The following is a 20,896-nucleotide window of genomic DNA, read 5'->3' on the forward strand; positions in this document are numbered from 1 at the left end:
TTTATACATAACGCTCGCCTACCCGTGGCAAAACGCCCGCCCATGCATATGATGTAAGGTAATTTTCTATGAAAGGATGGTCAAATACATGAAAATCCATATCGTAAAAAAGGGAGACACCCTATGGAAAATCGCTCAAAAATATAATGTGGACTTTGAAACATTGAAAAAAATTAATGTGCATATTAAAAATCCGGATAAAATTATTCCCGGTATGAAAGTAAAAGTGCCGACAAGCGATGTACCGCTGAAAAGCGAAATGCCGAAGGAAATGCCGGTAGCGCCTGAATTGCCAACAACTCCGCATACGCCGAAACCGCAACCGGAAAACCCGGATCTGACGATTGACATGGATACAGATATGAGCATTAATATTCAAATGGCTCCAATGTCCGAAAAAGAAAAGCCGGCAAAAGAAATACCAAAAAAAGAGATGCCTGCTCCGGCACCCAAACCCAAAATGAAACCGCCGGCAAAAGAAATACCCAAACCTTCACCCGCTCCCATAGCACCTATGCCGGCTCCGGCTCCAATGCCAGCCCCTGTGCCCATGCCACACGTGCCCATAGTGCAACCGCAATATTGTGCGCCGCCAATGCCGATGTGTCCGCCAATGCCGATGTGTCCGCCACCGCATATGGTAATGCCTTATCCATGCTACGAAGATAACGATTCTCATATAGCGGATATGCCATACATGATGCCTTGCCCAATGATGCCCATGCCGCACCCGATGATGCCCATGCCGAGTCAACCGATGCCGCAAGCGCAAATGCCGGCCGAATACAAACCGCTTCAACCGCAGCCAATGTCGCACATACCTGAGTGTGCCTACCCAACACAACCGATGATGCCGGCAATGCCGTATCCGGTAATGTCAATGCAAGAAAACGAAGTAAAAAAAGAAGAGATGATATATGATTCATATGAATCGCCCGCGATGACACACGTACCACCGTACGCCCCACCTTCCATGGGAGCACCTTCTGGCATGATGCCGTCTATGGACTATCCGCCCGCAACATCAAGCATGATGAACCCGTATGCGCCCTCGTTTGCATCTCCGTCAGCACCGCAAATGACTTCTTACTACTTCCCGCATATGTCGCATGGCTATCATCCATATACGGGAATGGAAACACCTGCTTATAAAGACAGTTGTGATTGCCGAGAAAGCAGCTCTGCTCTAGGCTCATCAGACTGCTGATCGCCCAGGCGGACTCCTTCTCTACCGGGAGTCCGCTCTTTTAGCAGTCACAGATCAAACGATGAACTCCTTGTTCCCAACTTCATACCAAATAAAGGATGATCACATCATAAGTCGTATTTATATAAAGCAGGAGGATATTTTATGAACCAGGAACTAGCCGCCGCCATTGAAAAGATGTACCGCTGCCGCGTAAAAAGCTTAAAGCCAAAACGCACCGTCTGGCTCTGTGAAACAGATCGAGGCACCTGGGTTGTCAAAGGTTATTCCGACTTTCAAAAAGCCGCATGGGTCACGTATCTGTCACGTACGCTACACGATCGTGGATTTCTCGATGTCGTTCGTTATCTTCCAACGATTCAGGGCGTTCCCGTTTTTAAATGGAACAATACGTATATGACCGTAATGGAACGCATGCCAGGAAGAGAGGGAAGTTATTTTCATAAATCGGATGTCATGCTTTCGCTTCGAAAACTGGCAGAATTCCACAAGTATAGCGTCCGTATTCCACAAGGGCCACCGCCGGAAGAAGGCATTCCTCTTATTGTAAAATGGGAAAAGCGCTATGAATCATTCCTTTGCATCCAACAGGAGATTGAAAGCGGAAGAATCAAGCCGAGTCGTCTGACATATCTTGTACAGCGCAATGCGCCTACCATTCTCAAAGAAGCGAAATATACGCTTGACGTTGCCCGCTGTTCTGGACTTGCTGCTGAATATACGAGCGCACTCTACCGCCAGCACATTGCGCACAAAGATTTAGCCAGCCACAACTTCCTTATCAGCGCTTTCCGTCAGTCGATCATCGACTTAGACACAGCCGCTTACGACACACCGCTTGTCGATATCGTTCAATTAATCAGCCGAGCGCTCGTGCTTCAGCGATGGGATTTGAACGTGTTTACAGAAGCGATCGAAACATATCGCCAAATTCTTCCTCTTTCTGAAGCACAAGTCGCGCTCATTTTCCTTCTGCTTCGTTTCCCGGACAACTTTATACGGGAAGTGACTGGCGTGTTTGAAAAGCGGAAAAACTTCCAAGAAAACCAGGTGGAATATTATTTGCGTATCATTATGAAAAATTGGCAGCACAGGGAGCGTTTCTTTGCTGGATACGAGAATTTTATCTATAACAACTATGTCTAATCCTCAACCAGTGCTCCATCAAGCGCCCTAGTCTTTCATTTGTTCGCGCAATATATAAACGCTTTGCCCTTTTTCCGTTCTTGTGCTACACTGAAAAATGGATTTTTGCGCCGTACAAACAGCGCGCGAGCAATATAGAAGAAAGAGGGATTGATGTATGGCGGGTCATTCCAAGTGGAAAAACATCCAACACCGCAAAGGCCGCCAGGACGCGGCAAAAGCAAAACTTTTCACAAAAATCTCCAAAGAAATCTATCAGGCAGCACGGGCAGGCGGCGCGGATCCAAATACGAACCCGCGTCTTAAACATGCCATCGCGAAAGCGAAAGATGCTAATATTCCAAGCGAAAATATTGAACGGACTATAAAAAAAGCCACCGGCCAGCTCGACGGTGTATCATATGAGGAAATCATCTATGAAGGCTATGGCCCAGGCGGCGTAGCAGTTATGGTGGAAGCGTTAACCGATAATCGAAATCGTACCGCTGCAGACGTGCGCCACATTTTCACAAAAAATGGAGGAAATCTAGGTGAATCGGGCTGTGTTAGCTTCATGTTTGATCGGAAAGGCATTATTGAAATCAGCCGCGAAAACAAAGATTTGGACGAAGATTCCGTAATGATGGCAGCGCTTGATGCTGGAGCGGAAGATTTCGAAGCAACCGAGGAAAGCTTTGAAATTAAGACCACGCCGGAAGATTTCGAAACGGTGCGCACCTCGCTCGAAGAGGCAGGGTATGAACTCGATACAGCCGAGATTTCCATGATTCCGCAGAATACGGTAAAAGTGACGGGAGAAGACGCGGAAAAAATGCTAAAACTGGTGGAAATGTTGGAAAGCAACGATGATGTGCAAGACGTATATACAAACTTCGATATCGATGAAGAAGAACTGGAAAAAATGCAGTAGCGGCTGTCTCAAAAGATTGGTTGATCTCAAATAGAACACAACATATATATAGATCATGTATTGTTTTTCTATACGTATATACGATAACGCAAAAGGGTGCCCCATCACTTTTGGGACACCCTCTGTTTTCGTTTATCTATCGCTATCTCTTTTCCACTCCTGAACATTCATATACTTTCATACCATCTGTTTCTACACGCTCGCGGAACGCCGCCAGCAATTCGTGTGTGACAGCGCCGGGCTTGCCATCCCCGATTTGCCGCGCATCTACCTCAATAACCGGAATCACTTCCGCCGCCGTACCTGTAAGGAAAATTTCGTCCGCAACGAATACATCATGACGGGTAAATGGCTCTTCTTTCACCACATACCCTTTCTCGCGTGCGATCTCAATAATCGTATTACGCGTAATGCCTTCTAGCGCTCCCAGATATGCTGGCGGCGTGTAAATCATGCCCCTCTTAACGATAAAAATATTATCTCCTGATCCTTCGCATATATATCCCTGCTGGTTAAGCATCAACGCTTCATTTACACCCGCGTTATTCGCTTCAATTTTTACTAGGACATTGTTCAGGTAGTTTAAAGATTTGATCTTCGGGTTTAAAGCATCAGGTGTATTACGTCGGGTTGGCACAGTGATAATGCGAATCCCCGTCTCATACAGTTCCTTCGGAAACAGCGCCAACTGTTCGGCAATAATGACAATGTTCGGTTTGGAACAGCGGCGCGGGTCAAGCCCTAAGTCTCCGGTACCGCGAGAGACGACAAGACGAATGTACGCGTTTTTGAGATGGTTCTGGCGTACCGTCTCCAGCACGCATTCACACATTTCTTCCTGTGTCATTCCAATGTCCAGCAGTATGGATTTAGCCGATTCATATAGCCGTTCAATATGCTCCTTTAATTTGAACACATTTCCATTGTACGCCCGGATTCCCTCGAAAACGCCGTCACCATACAAAAAGCCATGATCGTACACGGAAATTTTCGCGTCTTCCTTCTTCACAAATTCCCCGTTTAAATAAATTTTTTGTTCCAAAAGAATTCACCCTCCATCATTCTTTCACGAACTTGCCCTGCTCTCTGGCTGTATCTCTACCGGAGCGAGATGCGGGCCCCATTTCGCTCTTTCACAAACACAGGATATGTGCCAAGAAAACGAACCTGGCACCCCAGCGCTTCCATCTCAGCAAAAGCGCCCGGAAGCAGAACATCATCCATTTTCTGCTCAATATCAATCACAAAATAGTAGTTCCCTAACCCTGTTTTTGTCGGACGTGATTCGATGCGTGACAGGTTCAGGCGGCGCCAGGCGAACGCTGACAGCACCTGATGCAGCGCCCCCGGAAAATCGGATGGAAGGGTCACGAGAATGGTTGTCTTATACTTTTCCGATTCCGGAAATGGTAACGGCTTTTTTCCCAGCACGATAAAGCGGGTAAAATTGTTTTCTGTATCCTCAATGTTTTCGGCGATGAGCGTTACCGGGTACACATGCACCGCCTGCATGGCGGAAATCGCCACCCAAGGTTCTTCGAATCGCTCGCTGACGAGGCGCGCCGCTTCTGCCGTACTGCTTACGTATTCAATCTCTGCATGCGGTAAATGCTCATGCAAATAACTATGGCACTGTGCTACCGCCTGCGGATGTGACAGCACTTTCGTCACCTGGGAAAGCGCAAGCGGCTCTTCGCGCTTCGCGCTTACTAGATGATGGGAAATCGGCATAATAAGCTCGCTTAAAATCGGCAAATCAATTTTATGAATGATCCAATCTAACGTTAAATTCACGGATCCTTCCAGCGAATTCTCCCAAGGCACAACCGCATAATCTACTTTTCCCGCCGCGGCCGCTTCCAAACAGTCAGGAATTGTGCGGTAAGGAAGGAATCTATTTCCTTTCTCCTGGAATATCAGACGCGCGGCTTCTTCCGTATTTGTGCCGCGCGGGCCCAGAAACGCGAATGTTCTCTCCATGTTCGTTATCTCCTTTATCCAGTCACACCCGAGAAGCAGTGTTCAATCTGTACTCCAGCTTCGTCGGGTACAAGCCGCATCACCGTACAATCGACGCCGTGTCCGGCAAGCGTTCTGACCATAAATGCTTCAAGCGGTGCAACCGGCATCCGATTGTCAATAAACGCGATGATCGTTGGACCAGCGCCGGACAGCGCCGCGCCGAGCGCACCGTGCAGGTGTGCTTCATTCAATATTTTTTCCAGTCCCGGCACAAGCGGCACGCGATACGGCTGGTGGACCACATCCTGCATCGCGGATTTAAGCAACGACAAGTTACCGGTCGCCAGCGCTCCCACGAGCACGCCGGTATGACTTACCGTATGAACCACATCCTGGCGGCTATACATGGATGGGAGTACATTCCTTGATTTTTCAGTAGAAAGCATAAATTCTGGAATCACTGCGATGGCCTCAAGATGTTTCGGTACATTAAGCCGCACATATGGCACGTTTTCCCGCTCCATTAATGCGACAACAATGCCACCAAATAACGAAGCTCCTACATTGTCCGGATGTCCCTCCCGCTCTGTCGCCATCATGTACAGATGTTCCTTCGTAAAAGGCCGGCCAGCCAATTCATTGGCCGCCACAAGCGCCCCTACGATGGCGGACGCACTGCTACCGAGCCCGCGGGTCAGTGGAATATCAGAAGCGATCTCAACCACAAGCTCCGGCGCCGCGAGGCCAGCTTTCTCAAACACTTCGGTCGCCACTTTATAAATAAGGTTGCTTTTGTCGGCAGGGATGCCGGAAAGGTTCGGGCCGTGTAAACGAATCGTTGTTTCTTCCGCAAGCTCCAGCGTAATGGTGGTATACAGTTGGAAAGCCATACCTATCGTGTCGAATCCGGGGCCGAGATTAGCCGTGCTAGCTGGAACCTTTACTTTCACCTTTCCGTTCTGCACGCTATACACCCGCTCCCCGGGCGATGATGCCAAGCACTGCTTCTTCCGTGCTTTCCACCACGATCGGCTCCACTCCCACAGACATAAGTGCGATGTTCGGGTCTTTCAGGCCGTTTCCGGTTAATACGCACACAACCTGCTTGCCGGCTTCAATCCGGCCCAGCTTACGCATCTTTATGATACCTGCCAGCGATGCCGCGGAAGCCGGTTCGGCAAAAATTCCCTCTGTCTGGGCCAGCTTGCGATATGCGTCCAAAATTTCTTCATCTGTAACCATGTCGATATGACCGCCGGACTCATCACGGGCGTTGAGCGCAAGATTCCAGCTAGCCGGATTGCCAATGCGGATGGCTGTCGCCAGCGTTTCCGGATTTTCGATCACTTCGCCTTTGACAAGCGCGGCCGCTCCTTCCGCTTCAAACCCGAACATGCGCGGCCTGTTTCTGACAACCCCTGCTTCATAGTATTCTTTAAATCCTTTCCAATACGCTGAAATGTTTCCCGCGTTACCGACCGGAATCGCAAGGATGTCCGGTGCCTTGCCCAGCGCGTCGCAAATTTCAAAAGCCGCTGTCTTCTGCCCTTCAAGACGGTACGGATTCACCGAGTTCACAAGCGTAATCGGATGCTTTTCCGTAATATCGCGCACGATTTTCAGCGCTTGGTCGAAGTTGCCTTCAATGGCGATAATTTCAGCGCCGTAAACCATCGCCTGGGCCAGCTTACCCAGCGCGATGTTGTTATTCGGGATAAGCACGATACAGCGCAGATTCGCGCGCGCTGCATACGCTGCCGCCGCGGCCGAAGTGTTTCCTGTGGAAGCGCACATAATCGTATGGCTGCCTTCTTCGACCGCTTTCGCCACCGCCATAACCATCCCCCGGTCTTTAAACGATCCTGTTGGATTTAAACCTTCGTATTTGAAATAAATCTCCAAGTCTAATTGTTGCGACAATTTCGGCGCAAAAATGAGCGGCGTATTGCCCTCATGCAACGTCAACCGGGGGGTTTTCTCCGTCACCGGTAAATATTTTGCGTAGCGCTCAATGATGCCAGCCATTATTTTTCCTCCCCACCTTCTACCCGATACAGGCTTTTTATTTCAAACACGCTTTCCAGCTCTTCAAATTGGCTGCGTACGGCATAAATATTTTTGCGCGAAGCATGGTGCGTGATCAGAATAATTTCCGACTGCTTGCCGTCATTGTACGGTTGTTGCAGGACTTGTTCTAAGCTTACATCATGGTCAGCGAGAATGCGAGTAATTTGTGCAAGCACGCCCCGTTTGTCTTCCACGATTAGACGAAGGAAATACTTGGACACAATCTGGTCGTCCGTTTTCAAATGCTTCTCGCGATACGGTGCCACGCTGCCGCGTCCGTTTACGCCAAGCTTCATGTTTTTCACAACTGTTACCAGATCGGAAACAACTGCCGTTGCCGTCGGCAACTCGCCCGCTCCTGGACCGTAGAACATTGTCTCTCCCACCGCTTCGCCGTGCACATAAATCGCGTTGAAGACACCATTGACGGATGCAAGCGGGTGTGTATGATGAATAAGCGTTGGTTGTACGCTTACCTCGATCAAATCATCGTCGCGCTGCGCGATGCCGAGCAGCTTAATCTCATAGCCCAGCTTTTTCGCATATGCGATGTCTTCTGCTGTCACTTCGGAGATTCCCTTACAGTCTACATCCTCAAGGCTCATATCGACATGGAAGCCAAGCGTGCTTAAGATAGCCATCTTCCGTGCTGCGTCATGACCTTCCACATCCGCCGTCGGATCCGCTTCCGCGTAACCGAGCGCCTGCGCTTCTTTGAGTACCGCGCTGTAATCGGCACCTTCCTGACTCATCTTCGTCATGATGTAATTGGTCGTACCATTCACAATTCCCATCATTTTCGTAATGCGGTCAGACGCAAACCCCTCCACCAGCGCGCGCAGAATCGGAATACCGCCGGCCACGCTCGCTTCATAGAATACGTCACAGCCTTTTTCTTGCGCTTTGGAGAGAATTTCTGCCCCGTGGAGCGCCATCAAGTCTTTGTTGGCCGTCACAATATGTTTGCCATTCTCAAGGGCTTGCAGAATATATTCTTTCGCTGGATGAATACCGCCAATCACTTCGATAATCACATCGATGTCCGGGTTGTCAAACAGTTCAGAAGCATCGGTTGTAATCATGTGTCTATCCAGTTTCAAGTTGCGTTCTTTCTCAAGATCCTGCACCAGTACCTTAGCGATTTCAATCGCTAAGCCCGTCTGTTTCTGCAAATCCTCCTGGTGACCCTGTACGATACGTACGACGCCCGTACCCACAGTTCCAAGCCCCATAAGTCCTACTTTTACTGTGTTGTTTCGCATCCTGCTCTCTCCTCCATGTGTATATTTTTGTTTGTTTATAATAATATAATGAAAAAAATGCTTATCCCCGTCCGACAATCACTGCACGCTTGACGCCGTCGAGCGCGTTCAATTCGTCAAGAAACTCAGTTGTCGGTAAGTTCAACTGCCCGGTGTCAATGGACATCGCAACATTGGCCATACCCTGTAGCGGAATCGTCTGATTAATCGTCAGGATGTTGCCGCCCTTTTCGGCGACAAACTTCAATACCTGGGACAGCACACCTGCGCGATGCTCTAGATTAAGTGATACGGTAATAATCACTTCACGCATCATAGAATTAAATGGAAAAATCCCATCTTTGTATTTATAATAAGCGCTTCTGCTTAGTCCCACTCTCTCCACCGCTTCATTGACCGTCTCCGCTTCTCCGGAATCGAGCAGCTTTTTTGCCTCTATTGTTTTTATAATTGATTCAGGCAAAATATCGGCCCGGATTAAGTAGAACAGTTCTTCCTGTTTTCCCATTCCGTCCTCCTAGAATAAACAAATGTTTATATATAGTGGACATTATACTTTGTTTTTTCTGATTTCACAAGAGATATTCATTTATTTTTCAAATATTTTCTCTCAACGCTGTCCATAGTGGAAAAACATGAGAAAAACTCGCGGGCGTTGCCGCTCATCACCATAAAAAAAAGCAAGACTTTTCGTCCTGCTTTTTACTCCACGAATTCAAACTCAAACTTGCCAATACGTACAATATCACCATTTTGCGCGCCCTTCTCGCGCAGCGCGTCGTCTACGCCCATATTACGCATCATACGGGCAAAACGCTGGATGGAATCCCGACTATTTAAGTTCGTCATTTTCACCAATTTCTCCATTTTCTCGCCTTCCACCACGAAAATCTCGTTTTCGCGGCGAACCGTAAACGGCTCCTGTTCCTGTTCCGCCTTATACACCACCGTTGTCCCTTCGTCTGCTACATCCTCAATAAGCGGTATCCTCGAAGTATGCTCAAGCATATCGGCCACCTTATACATTAACTCGCGCACTCCTTGCTTGGTCACAGCTGAAATCGGATAAATTGGAATATCATCCCCGACTTTCTTCCGAAACTCCCGCAAATTCTCTTCCGCTCCCGGAAGATCCATTTTGTTGGCGGCTATAATCTGCGGACGCTCTTCCAGTTTCTTATTATACAACTTCAACTCTTCATTAATCTGTATATAATCTTCATACGGATCACGGCCTTCAGAACCTGCTATATCAATCACGTGAACAATGACCCGCGTCCGTTCAACATGGCGCAAAAACTGGTGCCCCAGACCAACCCCTTCATGCGCGCCTTCAATCAGTCCCGGCAAATCCGCCATTACGAAACTGCGTTCCTCGTCAATATCTACCACGCCCAAGTTCGGCGTAATCGTCGTAAAATGATAGGCCGCGATTTTGGGACGCGCCGCCGACACGACCGATAAAAGCGTGGATTTACCCACACTTGGAAACCCTACTAATCCAACATCAGCTAGCACTTTCAGCTCCAGACGCACATAACGTTCCTGTCCGGGTTCACCGTTCTCCGCAATTTCCGGCGCCGGGTTCACCGGCGTCGCAAACCGGATATTACCGCGGCCACCGCGGCCGCCTTTGGCAATCACTGCGCGCTGACCATTCACTGTCAGGTCAGCAATAACCTGTCCGGTATCATCATCAATAACGGTCGTTCCCGGAGGCACGCGAACAACCAAATCTTCTGCGCCCGCGCCATGTTGGCCTTTTGGTCGCCCATTCTCTCCCCTAGCCGCTTTAAAATGGCGTTGATAGCGAAAATCCACCAATGTCCGCAACCCCTCATCCACAACAAACACAACGTCACCGCCACGACCGCCGTCACCGCCGGCTGGGCCGCCCTGCGGCACGTATTTTTCCCTGCGGAAAGCAACGATACCGTTTCCGCCGTCGCCTCCTTTAACATATACTTTTACACTATCTACAAACATCTTGATTCCACCTTTTCCGTAATAACTTCTCCGCTCCTAGGCAAAAGGAAAGACACACTCCAAAACCGATTCTGAAGCTGTATGAGGCATAAGCAATGCTTCGCCACCACATGCCCTCATCCGCGCACACAACTCGTTCAGCCCGGCTTCGATGCCTTTCACATCAAGTTCACCCGCAAAATCTGCCACAATTCTAAGAGCGCTTTCCTGGTAATGCAACGTAAGCAGAAATGTATTACTTTCCCCGCCATTATACAGGGCATGTTGCTGATATAGTTTTACTAAAGAAACAATAAAATCACCCAGCCAATTTCCTTCTTTAAGCTTGAGTAATGAAAAAGAAGCCGGAATTTCCACTTCTATTCGCATATTGGAATGCAGTGCGTTAAACGAGAGAAGATAAGCCACAACAGGAGGGTATTCCAGGCGGGAGACTAACGTGTCCCTGTTTGCCCCCGCAATGATGCGGTGTATGTATTCCTCGCACATATCATATTTCCCAAGTTTCAAATAACTGAGCAAGACCTGAATATGATTAAGCCAGTCATGCCGTTGGTGATTAATTACTTCGATTAATTCCTTCATACCGCGTTCACCCTCTTTGGCTTTTCTGTACATTTTACCACATCCAGGGCTAGAGAAGACATGACGTGTCATAAGAAATAGGGAAAACAGGTACAAAAAGCAAAAGCTTATTTTCGACCTGTTTTCCTCATTCTGCAAAACTGGCTTTTACACACGAAGTATAGGTGGTAACGTAAAGCGTCCTTCCTCTACAAATTCTTTTATCATATGTTTGGTAAACCCTGCTGCCTGACCAAAGGTAATTTTCGGCGGCATCGGTGCTTCGTCTGCTTCCACCAATACGTCAACAATACATGGACGCCTGGCGGCGACAGCTTTCTGTAAAACAGGCAACAATTCCTCACGCTTTTCCACCCTGAATCCCACCGTACCGCACGCTTCTGCGTAAGCTGCAAAATTCGGATTTACCAAATTCGTAGCGTATTCAATATTGCCCATAGCTTCCTGTTCGAACTTAATCATGGCGATTTTATGATTATTAAATACAACAGTAATAATCGGGAGCTTGTATTTGATCGCTGTGACAAAATCGTTCATCGTCATGCCAAATCCCCCGTCACCACAAATCGCGAATACCTGGCGCTCCGGGTACGCAATCTGAGCGGCAATCGCGCCAGGCAGACCGCATCCTAGCGTAGCCAGCCAGCTGGACGTAATAAACGATTGATTTGTCACCCGAAAATGGCGGGCCATCCAGACTGTTACATTGCCGACATCACACGAAAGCACTGCGTTCTCCTCCGCTACCTCTTCCAGTGTTCGTGCTACATACTGGGGCATGATCAAGGAGCTTTCGATTTTCTCCTGCTCCTCCATTTTCCCCCACCATTTATCCATTTTTTCTTTGCACCGAGCCAAAAACTCCCTGTTTTCCTGATAAGGAATTCGCTCTGTCAATCGGGCAAGCGTATGCTTTGCCTCCCCGATAAGACCGATATCTACCGGATAACGCTTGCCGATTTGGCAAGGTTCTGTATCCAATTGGATGGTCATCGCTTTCTCCGGTAAAAATCCCGTAAACGGATACGAAGTACCTACCATAAACAACGTATCTGCTTCTTGCATAGCATCGTACGCCGCTCTCGTTCCAATTAGACCAAGCCCTCCCAGGCAGTACGGGTGTTTATCCGGTACGACGCCCTTTCCAGGAAGCGTCACCACGATGGGCGCCCCAAGCCTTTCCGCGAATGCCAGCAGTTCTTCACGTGCTCCCCGTGCGCCTTTACCCGCTAGAATGACTTTTTTTCCTTCCTTGCTGAGAACCTCGCAAGCGGCATCCATATCTTCCGTACGCGGCTCAAGATTTCCACTGTCCACTTTGGCGTACGTATAGCGCGTTTTTCTGTCTAATTCAATATCGGGCACATCACCTGGAATGGTCAGAACAGCCACGCCTTTGCGCGCATATGCTGTACGAATCGCCTGATTTACTACTGAAGGAATTTGCCCCGGGGAAACGATCATCTGGTTATATACGGCTACATCATCAAAAAGACGCGATACATTCACTTCTTGGAAATAATCAAGGCCCAATAAATCAGTTATTACCTGTCCAGTAATTGCCAGCACCGGTGCATGATCCAGTTTGGCATCATAAAGACCGTTCAGCAAATGAATTGCACCCGGCCCAGCAACAGCAAGGCATACGCCAAGCCTGCCGGTAAGTTTCGCATAGGAAGCGGCGGCCAGGGCCCCCGCTTCTTCATGGCGAACCTGAATGAACTTAATTTTATCCTTCTTCTGACGAAACGCCTCAATAACCGTATTAATCGAATCGCCAGGCATTCCATATACGTGGTCAACTCCCCACTCAATCAGCGTGTCAACAAGTGCTTCTGCCCCATTTTTTCTAAACATAAGCAGCACCCTTTCTTTTTTTTCTAGTGTGCCGCAAAACAAAAAAACAAAACGTCAAGAAAAACTTGCGGGCGTTACCGCTCGTCCTTTTTCTTCAAAGAAAGCCAAACGGCCGTTTCGTGTCCCTTCGGTACGATAAAAAAGACCGTTGACGTACGTCAACGGTCTTTTTATTTAAACGATTATTACACTTCGCTTGCTACCGGTTCAACAACCACTTGTTTGCGATCGCGGCCCAGACGCTTGAAGCGCACGATACCATCAGTCAGAGCGAACAGCGTATCGTCACCGCCGCGGCCTACGTTCGCACCCGGATAAATTTTTGTACCACGTTGACGGTACAGAATGTTACCGGCTTTTACGAATTGACCGTCCGCACGCTTGGCACCCAAACGCTTCGCGATAGAGTCACGGCCGTTTTTGGTACTACCTACCCCTTTTTTCGAGGCGAAGAATTGCAGATCCATTCTTAACATAAGGGACACCTCCTTACTATTTCAATCTGTCGATAACCCGAACATATTTGCCGTTACTTAACGCTACCGAATACAACGAGGCAATCATGCCCTCAAGCAAAAGCTGCACTTTCTCTTGAAGTTCCGGAGCGTAGTCGTCCGGTACTTTCACATGTAGAAAACCACTTTCACCCTGTTTGACTGGCAGCTCTATGTTTAACAACAGTTCAACCGCGTTGATTCCTCCAAGCGAAATGCCCGATACGGCGGCACATACTAGATCATGTCCAGGCTCCCCAGCATAGGCATGTCCAGAAATCTTGATTTCTTCAATGGAGTCATCGCCGCGGCGCTTCACCTGCACCGTAATCATTACGCGTTGATCGCTTCGATAACAACCTTCGTATAAGGTTGACGGTGACCTTGCTTACGACGGTAGTTTTTCTTTGCTTTGTATTTGTACACGATAATTTTCTTACCTTTACCGTGACGTTCTACTTTCGCAGTAACAGTAGCACCTTCCACTACCGGAGCGCCTACTTTCACACCGCCATCGCCAGCCACCAGCAATACGCGGTCGAAAGTAACTGTCTCACCCTCAGCGTTTGCCAGCTTTTCGATGTACAGTTCAGTACCTTTTTCTACTTTGTATTGCTTACCGCCAGTTTCGATAATTGCGTACATTCGTTGCACCTCCCCTATATACTAAGACTCGCCGATATCCGGTGCGGCGCATATACGCCGGCTTGCAAACCTTAATCGAGCGGTTGTAGTATGCTTGAGGTGTCAAGCACACCAGTTAACAAAAAACAGCTTATCATATTCTTGCAAGAAAAGCAACCTAAACACCGCGAGAAGGAAGTGTTTATCACTGTTTCTGTAAGCGTCTCCGCGCTTCTGCTTCACTCCCCGCAAACAGGATGCGATACCGCTGTTGATCAAGAGCAGAATTTTCCGCAATATAGAGAGCAATGCTCGTGCTATTCCGCAATTCTTCTATATAGTCCCGTTCCACAAACACGCGGGCGATATGGGGATGCACTTCAAGCAAGACCGCTTCCACGCGGTCATCGTGACTGAAGCTTGCGAGTTCGCGTTCCAGCGCACTCGCAAGCGTCTCTTCGGCTGTGATTCTGCCTGTTCCTTCGCAGCAAGGACACACGCGCAGCAAGATATCAGCAAGATTTTGCCGCTCTTTTTTGCGTGTCAGTTCAAGCAGCCCCAAGCGGGTAAATCCAAGCACTTGTGTCTTTGTCTTGTCTTTCCGCAATTCCCCTTCCATACACTCCAACACCTGGAGCCGATTTTCTTCTTTCTCCATGTCAATGAAATCGATAATAACAATGCCGCCAATGTTGCGCAAACGAAGCTGGCGGACAATTTCACGACATGCTTCCAGGTTGGTCTTCAGAACCGTTTCCTCAAGGGTATGACTGCCTGTATACTTGCCGGTATTTACATCAAAAACGGTCATCGCTTCCGTCTGATCAATGACCAAATAACCGCCGCTCTTTAGCCATACTTTCCGTCTCAGCGCCCGTTCGATTTCCCCGTCCAAGCCATAATAAGAAAAAATCTCCTCGGCCCCGGTATACAATCGAATTTTCTGCTCCCACTCAGGCCGGTAACGGGCGAGCAATGCTCGAACTTCCGCGTAGCGCGGGCGACTGTCAATCATGATTTCTTCTACTTCTTCATCTACAAAATCGCGCACCACGCGGGAGACAAGATCTAAGTCTTGGTAGACGAGCGCGGGCGGGCGAACATGCTTTTTCTCGCTCCACACCTGTTCCCAACACGCTCTCAGAAATGAAACGTCCGCCTCCAGCTCAGCTCGACTCATTCCCTCGGCCATCGTCCGGATAATGATTCCCTCATTCGGTCCCAGAATCTCGCGTGCCATCCGGCGTAGACGTTCGCGTTCTTTTTCCTTGCGTATGCGACGTGATACCCCAATATAGGTCACATTCGGCAAATATACAATGTAGCGCCCAGGCAAAGAGAGCTGTGTTGTTACTTTAGCACCTTTCGTGCCAAACGCTTCTTTACTGACTTGAACGATAATCTCTTGGCCTTGCGTAATCAGCTCATTAATGGAGGGCCTCTTCCCTTCCTCAGGCTCTGTCTCCGGTGGCAAACAGTCAGCTACGTATAAATACGCATTTTTTTCCATACCGATATCGATAAATGCCGCCTGCATGCCTGGCAACACATTTTCTACCCGTCCTTTATAAATGTTGCCGACGATCCGTCGCCCTTCCGGCCGTTCGATGTATAATTCAACCAACCGACCGCCTTCCAACATGGCCACTCTCGCTTCGCGGCCGGTACAGTTGATGATTATTTGCTTCAACAGTTGTCCTCCTTACGCTTTCTTTTCTTCTCAATTTTACCGCAAAAGTTCCTCTACTGCACAATGGGGTGATCGTCCGGAAAAATAATAGGCAAGCAGCACTTTTTCTGAAAATACGGTACCAGAACTAGGCAGCGAGCGTCCGTGCACAATAAAAAATTGGTAAGAATTGCGCTTGATTTTTTTTACTGCCTGAGCGAGCGTGAGCGTAGGTGGTACGGATACTAAACGTTCTATTTCCGGGCCTAATCCTTCCTCTAATTGCGTCTTTCGTGCAAGCAAAAACCTTATAAATTGAACATGACGCTGCCGATACGCCATCCACGCGCTAAACAGCAGATAAAATGCCACCGCCAACCCGTTCAAATGCGGCGATGGTTCAAAAGACAAACTCCACGCAATCAATCCGGCCGCCCCTGCGCCGCTTATATATATCGACCATAGCATCGCCTGGCGGTAAGGCAAAACAAGACTCAAAGCGGTCTGCATTACCCTCCCCCCATCAAGCGGCCAGATAGGAAGCAAATTAAACCCACCAATTAGCAAATTACTGTACACAAAAAAAGCCGTCCAAACAGACGACCATATTTCAAGCTGCATCATCGCCAAGCCGAAAACGATGAGCAACGCATTGACAAGCGGGCCCGCCAGCGCTACGACGAATTCCGCCCCCGGCATCGTATTTCCCCACTCTTCGATCTCCAACACGCCACCAAACGGAAGCAATTCAATACGTTTAACCCGCCATCCATACCAGCGGGCGGCTGTAACATGTCCCAATTCATGCAGTAACACAATGCTAAACAGCGTAATGACCTCCATAAACTGACCGACAAGCAACGCGCCGAGCATAATCAGCCAGAACAGCGGGTGTACATGTAGTGAGATATTATTCAAAATGAACCACATCCTGTGGATTCACGAATTGCCCATTTTTCTTCACTGCGAAATATACCGGATTAATCAAGTGTCCTTCTTTCGCCGCTTTTCCGATAGTGTGTTGAATCTCCACCCAATCATTTTGCTTTACTTCCACTTCCGCAAGCCCTGCGTACCATGTTTCCATTCCTTTAGCATGCTGGATAATCACCGTGTTGCCTAGCCCTTCTTTTTGGCCCACGAAGGTGACCCATCCTTGATCGACCGCACGGATAGAAGTTTCACCTGGCGTGAAATAAATCCCGCTCCCCTGTTCGGCAAACGTCTGTACGACTTTGCCCGAAGCAGGCGCTTTTAATAGCATATTCTGCGCTCGCAGCACAGGTTGTACTTCGTTGCCAAGACCGCCCACATTTGGCAGCAAGGTGGGCACAGAGCCGAAATTCTTTTCATACCAGGCCGACATACCGGCGAAATCATACGAACGGTGCATAACCTCATTCATTACTGTCCGGTATTTCTCAGCTCCCGGAAAAGAAACATTGTTAATGACATACGCCAAACTAAGCAAAAAAAACGACGCTATAATTTTAATAAATAATTTGTCTCTCCGTTTCACTGTTTTGTGAGACATTCCAAAGCTTAACATAGAACGTGAACTGCTTTCCTTGTGCCCATAGCGCTCCCACGGCTCTTCCCACTCCCGCTGGCGATATATAGGTTCTTTATACACCGGCGGCAACTCGCCACTATCCTCAAAAAAATAAGAAGAATACGTATCTTCCATCTGTTCTCTTAAACGGCGAAGCCTTTCCTCCCTGCGTCGCTTAATGCCATCCATATCAAAACGCGCCATGCTTCCACACCCCTCGCTCCCTTTGCCTTTTGTACAAGTGTATGAGGGAGGAAGGAAGGCTATTCCCACTTAAATCTTGTAGAAAGAAGGAAGCGCGCCTGTCCGTTTCGCGGGATGTACAGGCGCGCTTCCCTTCGCACTTATTCAAACATCAATTTTTTCCGCCGCATTCCAATGCTGAGGACAATCCCCATCACAAAAAAGTTCGTCACAAGCGAACTTCCACCATAACTGATAAACGGCAATGGAAGTCCGGTGATCGGCATCAGCTGAATCGTCATCCCGATGTTCTCGAAAATCTGAAACACATACATTCCGATAACCCCGGCAATGACATACATGCCGAATGTATCTTTTGCTTCCATAGCGATGCGGAGCATCCGATAGATAAAGAAGAAATAAATAAAAATCAAAATGCTGGAGCCAATAAAACCTAGTTCCTCAGCGATTACAGTGAACACAAAGTCGCTCTCCCCAACCGGAACCCAACCGTTGCGTGCCTGTGTTCCTTGGTTAATCCCTTTTCCCAGAAGCTGTCCGGAGCCGACAGCTGTCAATGACTGTCTAAGCTGGTAGCCGTCATCCTTGTATTTCGGGTCATAAGGATCCAGCCAAACCTCAATCCTCTTCCATTGATATGGTTTCATAATATGGTCAAAAAAGAAATCCTTATGAAACATAAAAATATAAGCGATTGAAGCAAAAAAAATCGCGCCTAAAAGGCCAAGCATTACGAAATAACGCATAGGAACACCGGCCACGATCAGCATGCAAAACAAAATTCCGATAAATACGAGCGATGTTCCTAAATCCGGCTGAATAAGAATTAACAACAGCGGCACGCCAATCAGCAGAAAAATCGGAAGCATCGCTTTTAGATTATCGATCTTCTCTTCCTGCTCATCCTTTTTGGAGATGTATTTGGCAACCGCGAGAATGGTAAAAATCTTCATCAATTCGGAAGGTTGAAAGTCAAATAGACCAAGCTGGTACCAGCTGTGCGCACCGCTCTTCTCGGGCGTGAACAGTACGCCAATAATAAGCACCAGCCCAATACCGTAAAGCACATAGGCAAGATTGCCGAATGAATGATAATCAAACAAAAGAACGGTGGCCAGAATCAGAAAGCCAATGGCATACCATACTACCTGCTTCCATTCGTAATTGGCGGTTGTTGTCGCGCCGGAAATCCCGATAAAACTAAAGATTCCCAAGCACACCAGAAGCAAAATTAAGAGCCAATCCAAATTCCGTATATATTTTTTTTCAAAATCCATGCTTCATCCTCCGATGCATGCACCACACCTTATCTAATGCCGAATAAACGCTTCACTTTCTTGAAAAATCCTTCTGGCTCATCCATATTTAGAAACGGCACCGAATCGCCCAAAATGCGGCGCGCGATATTGCGGTATGCAAGTCCGGCTTTCGCTTCGTGATTCATTGCGACCGGCTCTTTTAAATTTAAATGCTTGATTACTTCTTCGTCATCCGGCACATATCCGATCGGATCGATCGACAGCATCGCAACCACGTCATCTACATCAATCATATCGCCTGTACGCGTCATATGCGGCCGGATACGGTTTACGATCAAATAGGTGCCTTCCAGGTTTTCCCTCTCTAATAAACCAATGACTCGATCCGCGTCACGAATAGAAGAAACTTCAGGTGTTGTGACAACAATTGCCTTATCGGCGCCGATGACCGCATTTCTGAATCCTTGTTCGATTCCTGCCGGGCAATCAATCAACACGTAATCAAAATCCGCCTTGAGCTGGTCGATAAGTTCTTTTACTTGTTCGGGCGTAACCGCTGATTTATCTTTTGTCTGGGCAGCGGGAAGCAAGTATAATAAATCATCAAAACGCTTATCTTTAATCATCGCCTGATGAAGCTTACAATTTCCTTCCACAACATCCACCAGATCAAAAATGATACGGTTCTCCAGTCCCATCACAAGATCAAGGTTACGCAATCCGATATCAGTATCCACCAGACAAACGCGTTTGCCCAGCTGCGCCAAAGCCGTGCCAATATTGGCCGTTGTCGTCGTTTTGCCGACCCCGCCTTTTCCCGATGTAATCACAATGGCTTCACCCATAAGGATCCCCCCTATATGACAAACCGACCCAATTCAGGCCGGATTTTATGCAATTGATTCATTTTTTCGATCACCAGACGCTCCTCGGCAACATACGCAAATTCCATCCAAGTCAGCTCTTCAGGCTCCCTTCCATCCGAATTACGGTTCACGATCCCGGCGATACGGATTTGTGCGGGAAACATTTCAAACGCGGCAATTACGGATTCCTTGTTGCCGTTGCATCCGGCATGCGCCGTTCCGCGCAACGACCCAAGTACAAAAATATTTCCTGTACACATGACAAGCGCTCCGGGGTTGACATCACCAATCAGCAATAAATCGCCTTCATGACGTATTACCTGTCCAGAACGTACCGTACGCGTATAAATTCGTACCTGGGAGGCCAATTTGTCGCGCAATGCCTCTTCCTTTGTAATTACATCGGATTCAATCGCCTTCACAACTAGATTGCCGCGCATTCTGAGAATGTCCCGAATCTGCTGCTCCTGTTCTTCCGACACATAGCGCATCCCCAACTTAACCGTAATCCCAACGGTAGGGCCGGTCAAAATCCGCTGATGGCTGTTCTCGACTTTCTCTCGTAATTCTTGAAGCAGACTGTCAAACGAACAGGTGTCATCCATGTGAAACACGAGGCCCTCTTTGGTTCCTTTGATCATCACTTTTTGTTTTATTTTCGTCATAGCCAAAGATCCACCCCATATCCTTATTATTCGCTACGAAAGCGAAGGTCTCCTGCACAATGCTTACGTAAGCTCCTCGATCCGCGATTGCTTAAGCAGCTTGCTCATCGGTCGGAAAATGAGTACAGCATACAGCGCATTAACAATAACGGTGGGGATTATCTCTTTCGTGAATAAATGAATCCAGCTCATGTAGACTATATTAAATAAATGATAAATCTCATATACAAGCAACTCGTTTACAAAAATAACGAGCAGCACAGTAAAGAACACAAGCAACCAATTCTGGTGAAAATACCGGGTCGCAAGTCCAGCCAGATATCCCAAAAGCGCTGTTGAAAACGCGTACACACCAATAACCTGAGCATAAACAATATCATAAAGGAGTCCGAAACACAGGCCGAAAAAAAATCCCCTTCTTCTGCCTCCATATAACCCGATAAACACGACCCCCACCAAAACGAAACGAGGGACGATAAGCCAAGGAAGATCCCATACTTCCGAAGCGAACACCTGGGCAATCGTACCTTCAATTAAAAACAGAAAAAACATGACAACGGATATTGCGCCAATTCTCACTT

22 protein-coding genes and 1 other annotated feature are annotated in these 20,896 nt (G+C 48.0%); of the genes, 3 read left to right on the forward strand and 19 right to left on the reverse strand.

Annotated features, from left to right (window positions below):
- The first annotated feature begins 88 nt into the window (after nucleotides 1–88).
- The 3 genes from K3F53_RS14625 (at nucleotide 89) to K3F53_RS14635 (ending at nucleotide 3,263) form a co-directional block, all read left to right on the forward strand.
- Nucleotides 89–1,207, forward strand: a complete 1,119-nt coding sequence (locus tag K3F53_RS14625) for a LysM peptidoglycan-binding domain-containing protein (protein WP_175493560.1) — start codon at nucleotides 89–91, stop codon at nucleotides 1,205–1,207.
- Nucleotides 1,208–1,351: 144 nt separating this feature from the next.
- Nucleotides 1,352–2,353 (forward strand): phosphotransferase, encoded by a 1,002-nt coding sequence (locus tag K3F53_RS14630; RefSeq protein WP_057897913.1) that lies wholly within the window; start codon nucleotides 1,352–1,354, stop codon nucleotides 2,351–2,353.
- 157 nt (nucleotides 2,354–2,510) lie between these two features.
- Entirely contained in the window at nucleotides 2,511–3,263 is a 753-nt protein-coding gene (locus K3F53_RS14635; protein ID WP_057897912.1) for a YebC/PmpR family DNA-binding transcriptional regulator, read from the forward strand.
- A 142-nt stretch (nucleotides 3,264–3,405) separates the two neighbouring features.
- On the opposite strand, the gene ilvE is transcribed toward K3F53_RS14635, so the two are convergent.
- The 19 genes from ilvE to mreD all read right to left on the reverse strand — a co-directional run bounded on the left by ilvE (nucleotide 3,406) and on the right by mreD (nucleotide 20,894).
- Nucleotides 3,406–4,305 carry a branched-chain-amino-acid transaminase gene (gene ilvE, locus K3F53_RS14640; RefSeq protein ID WP_408863252.1) on the reverse strand — a complete coding sequence of 300 codons (900 nt, stop codon included), beginning with the start codon at nucleotides 4,303–4,305 and terminating at the stop codon, nucleotides 3,406–3,408.
- Between the two features lie 56 nt (nucleotides 4,306–4,361).
- The gene (pheA, locus tag K3F53_RS14645; protein ID WP_057897910.1) at nucleotides 4,362–5,243 is read right to left on the reverse strand and encodes a prephenate dehydratase; all 882 of its coding nucleotides are present in this window, start codon (nucleotides 5,241–5,243) and stop codon (nucleotides 4,362–4,364) included.
- Nucleotides 5,244–5,257: 14 nt separating this feature from the next.
- A complete protein-coding gene (gene thrB / locus K3F53_RS14650; protein ID WP_057897909.1) occupies nucleotides 5,258–6,190 on the reverse strand; it encodes a homoserine kinase in 933 nt (310 codons plus the stop codon).
- A 1-nt stretch (nucleotide 6,191) separates the two neighbouring features.
- Nucleotides 6,192–7,250, reverse strand: a complete 1,059-nt coding sequence (gene thrC / locus K3F53_RS14655) for a threonine synthase (RefSeq protein ID WP_220559074.1) — start codon at nucleotides 7,248–7,250, stop codon at nucleotides 6,192–6,194.
- Complete coding sequence (locus K3F53_RS14660; protein WP_057897907.1) at nucleotides 7,250–8,554, reverse strand: homoserine dehydrogenase; 1,305 nt, start codon at nucleotides 8,552–8,554, stop codon at nucleotides 7,250–7,252. Before K3F53_RS14660 ends, thrC begins: the two co-directional genes overlap by 1 nt.
- 61 nt (nucleotides 8,555–8,615) lie before the next feature.
- Nucleotides 8,616–9,062 carry an ACT domain-containing protein gene (locus K3F53_RS14665; RefSeq protein ID WP_057897906.1) on the reverse strand — a complete coding sequence of 149 codons (447 nt, stop codon included), beginning with the start codon at nucleotides 9,060–9,062 and terminating at the stop codon, nucleotides 8,616–8,618.
- A gap of 194 nt (nucleotides 9,063–9,256) precedes the next feature.
- Nucleotides 9,257–10,540: a GTPase ObgE gene (obgE, locus tag K3F53_RS14670; protein ID WP_091260091.1), complete on the reverse strand. Its 1,284-nt coding sequence runs from the start codon at nucleotides 10,538–10,540 to the stop codon at nucleotides 9,257–9,259.
- Between the two features lie 36 nt (nucleotides 10,541–10,576).
- Nucleotides 10,577–11,158: a Spo0B domain-containing protein gene (locus tag K3F53_RS14675; RefSeq protein WP_057897904.1), complete on the reverse strand. Its 582-nt coding sequence runs from the start codon at nucleotides 11,156–11,158 to the stop codon at nucleotides 10,577–10,579.
- Nucleotides 11,159–11,272: 114 nt separating this feature from the next.
- Entirely contained in the window at nucleotides 11,273–12,982 is a 1,710-nt protein-coding gene (locus K3F53_RS14680) for a pyruvate oxidase (protein WP_220559075.1), read from the reverse strand.
- Nucleotides 12,983–13,167: 185 nt separating this feature from the next.
- Nucleotides 13,168–13,458 carry a 50S ribosomal protein L27 gene (rpmA, locus tag K3F53_RS14685; protein ID WP_057897902.1) on the reverse strand — a complete coding sequence of 97 codons (291 nt, stop codon included), beginning with the start codon at nucleotides 13,456–13,458 and terminating at the stop codon, nucleotides 13,168–13,170.
- Between the two features lie 16 nt (nucleotides 13,459–13,474).
- The gene (locus tag K3F53_RS14690) at nucleotides 13,475–13,810 is read right to left on the reverse strand and encodes a ribosomal-processing cysteine protease Prp (RefSeq protein ID WP_057897901.1); all 336 of its coding nucleotides are present in this window, start codon (nucleotides 13,808–13,810) and stop codon (nucleotides 13,475–13,477) included.
- Nucleotides 13,810–14,121 (reverse strand): 50S ribosomal protein L21, encoded by a 312-nt coding sequence (rplU, locus tag K3F53_RS14695; protein ID WP_057897900.1) that lies wholly within the window; start codon nucleotides 14,119–14,121, stop codon nucleotides 13,810–13,812. The genes K3F53_RS14690 and rplU overlap by 1 nt, the downstream gene beginning before the upstream one ends.
- Nucleotides 14,122–14,135: 14 nt before the next feature.
- Nucleotides 14,136–14,216: a sequence feature (ribosomal protein L21 leader region), on the reverse strand.
- A gap of 89 nt (nucleotides 14,217–14,305) precedes the next feature.
- On the reverse strand, nucleotides 14,306–15,790 hold the full coding sequence (locus K3F53_RS14700; RefSeq protein ID WP_057897899.1) for an Rne/Rng family ribonuclease: 1,485 nt from the start codon (nucleotides 15,788–15,790) through the stop codon (nucleotides 14,306–14,308).
- A 36-nt stretch (nucleotides 15,791–15,826) separates the two neighbouring features.
- Complete coding sequence (locus tag K3F53_RS14705; protein WP_057897898.1) at nucleotides 15,827–16,687, reverse strand: M50 family metallopeptidase; 861 nt, start codon at nucleotides 16,685–16,687, stop codon at nucleotides 15,827–15,829.
- Nucleotides 16,680–17,525 (reverse strand): M23 family metallopeptidase, encoded by an 846-nt coding sequence (locus K3F53_RS14710; RefSeq protein WP_220559076.1) that lies wholly within the window; start codon nucleotides 17,523–17,525, stop codon nucleotides 16,680–16,682. The genes K3F53_RS14705 and K3F53_RS14710 overlap by 8 nt, the downstream gene beginning before the upstream one ends.
- 140 nt (nucleotides 17,526–17,665) lie before the next feature.
- Nucleotides 17,666–18,802, reverse strand: coding sequence for a rod shape-determining protein RodA (gene rodA, locus K3F53_RS14715; RefSeq protein WP_057897896.1), 1,137 nt, complete (start codon nucleotides 18,800–18,802; stop codon nucleotides 17,666–17,668).
- 29 nt (nucleotides 18,803–18,831) lie between these two features.
- On the reverse strand, nucleotides 18,832–19,629 hold the full coding sequence (gene minD, locus K3F53_RS14720; RefSeq protein WP_057897895.1) for a septum site-determining protein MinD: 798 nt from the start codon (nucleotides 19,627–19,629) through the stop codon (nucleotides 18,832–18,834).
- A gap of 11 nt (nucleotides 19,630–19,640) precedes the next feature.
- Complete coding sequence (gene minC / locus K3F53_RS14725; RefSeq protein ID WP_057897894.1) at nucleotides 19,641–20,315, reverse strand: septum site-determining protein MinC; 675 nt, start codon at nucleotides 20,313–20,315, stop codon at nucleotides 19,641–19,643.
- Nucleotides 20,316–20,378: 63 nt separating this feature from the next.
- Nucleotides 20,379–20,894 (reverse strand): rod shape-determining protein MreD, encoded by a 516-nt coding sequence (mreD, locus tag K3F53_RS14730; protein WP_057897893.1) that lies wholly within the window; start codon nucleotides 20,892–20,894, stop codon nucleotides 20,379–20,381.
- Nucleotides 20,895–20,896: the final 2 nt, after the last annotated feature.

The sequence above is a fragment of the Aneurinibacillus thermoaerophilus genome, from assembly GCF_019603355.1.
Lineage (GTDB): Bacteria > Bacillota > Bacilli > Aneurinibacillales > Aneurinibacillaceae > Aneurinibacillus > Aneurinibacillus thermoaerophilus.

What these genes read in the sequence shown, in the direction of transcription:
- K3F53_RS14625 (WP_175493560.1), top strand. Translation starts at nt 89, where the DNA reads ATGAAAATCCATATCGTAAAAAAGGGAGACACCCTATGGAAAATCGCT.
- K3F53_RS14630 (WP_057897913.1), top strand. Translation starts at nt 1,352, where the DNA reads ATGAACCAGGAACTAGCCGCCGCCATTGAAAAGATGTACCGCTGCCGC.
- K3F53_RS14635 (WP_057897912.1), top strand. Translation starts at nt 2,511, where the DNA reads ATGGCGGGTCATTCCAAGTGGAAAAACATCCAACACCGCAAAGGCCGC.
- pheA (WP_057897910.1), bottom strand. Translation starts at nt 5,243, where the DNA reads ATGGAGAGAACATTCGCGTTTCTGGGCCCGCGCGGCACAAATACGGAA.
- thrC (WP_220559074.1), bottom strand. Translation starts at nt 7,250, where the DNA reads ATGGCTGGCATCATTGAGCGCTACGCAAAATATTTACCGGTGACGGAG.
- K3F53_RS14660 (WP_057897907.1), bottom strand. Translation starts at nt 8,554, where the DNA reads ATGCGAAACAACACAGTAAAAGTAGGACTTATGGGGCTTGGAACTGTG.
- K3F53_RS14665 (WP_057897906.1), bottom strand. Translation starts at nt 9,062, where the DNA reads ATGGGAAAACAGGAAGAACTGTTCTACTTAATCCGGGCCGATATTTTG.
- obgE (WP_091260091.1), bottom strand. Translation starts at nt 10,540, where the DNA reads ATGTTTGTAGATAGTGTAAAAGTATATGTTAAAGGAGGCGACGGCGGA.
- K3F53_RS14675 (WP_057897904.1), bottom strand. Translation starts at nt 11,158, where the DNA reads ATGTACAGAAAAGCCAAAGAGGGTGAACGCGGTATGAAGGAATTAATC.
- K3F53_RS14680 (WP_220559075.1), bottom strand. Translation starts at nt 12,982, where the DNA reads ATGTTTAGAAAAAATGGGGCAGAAGCACTTGTTGACACGCTGATTGAG.
- rpmA (WP_057897902.1), bottom strand. Translation starts at nt 13,458, where the DNA reads ATGTTAAGAATGGATCTGCAATTCTTCGCCTCGAAAAAAGGGGTAGGT.
- K3F53_RS14690 (WP_057897901.1), bottom strand. Translation starts at nt 13,810, where the DNA reads ATGATTACGGTGCAGGTGAAGCGCCGCGGCGATGACTCCATTGAAGAA.
- rplU (WP_057897900.1), bottom strand. Translation starts at nt 14,121, where the DNA reads ATGTACGCAATTATCGAAACTGGCGGTAAGCAATACAAAGTAGAAAAA.
- K3F53_RS14710 (WP_220559076.1), bottom strand. Translation starts at nt 17,525, where the DNA reads ATGGCGCGTTTTGATATGGATGGCATTAAGCGACGCAGGGAGGAAAGG.
- rodA (WP_057897896.1), bottom strand. Translation starts at nt 18,802, where the DNA reads ATGGATTTTGAAAAAAAATATATACGGAATTTGGATTGGCTCTTAATT.
- minD (WP_057897895.1), bottom strand. Translation starts at nt 19,629, where the DNA reads ATGGGTGAAGCCATTGTGATTACATCGGGAAAAGGCGGGGTCGGCAAA.
- minC (WP_057897894.1), bottom strand. Translation starts at nt 20,315, where the DNA reads ATGACGAAAATAAAACAAAAAGTGATGATCAAAGGAACCAAAGAGGGC.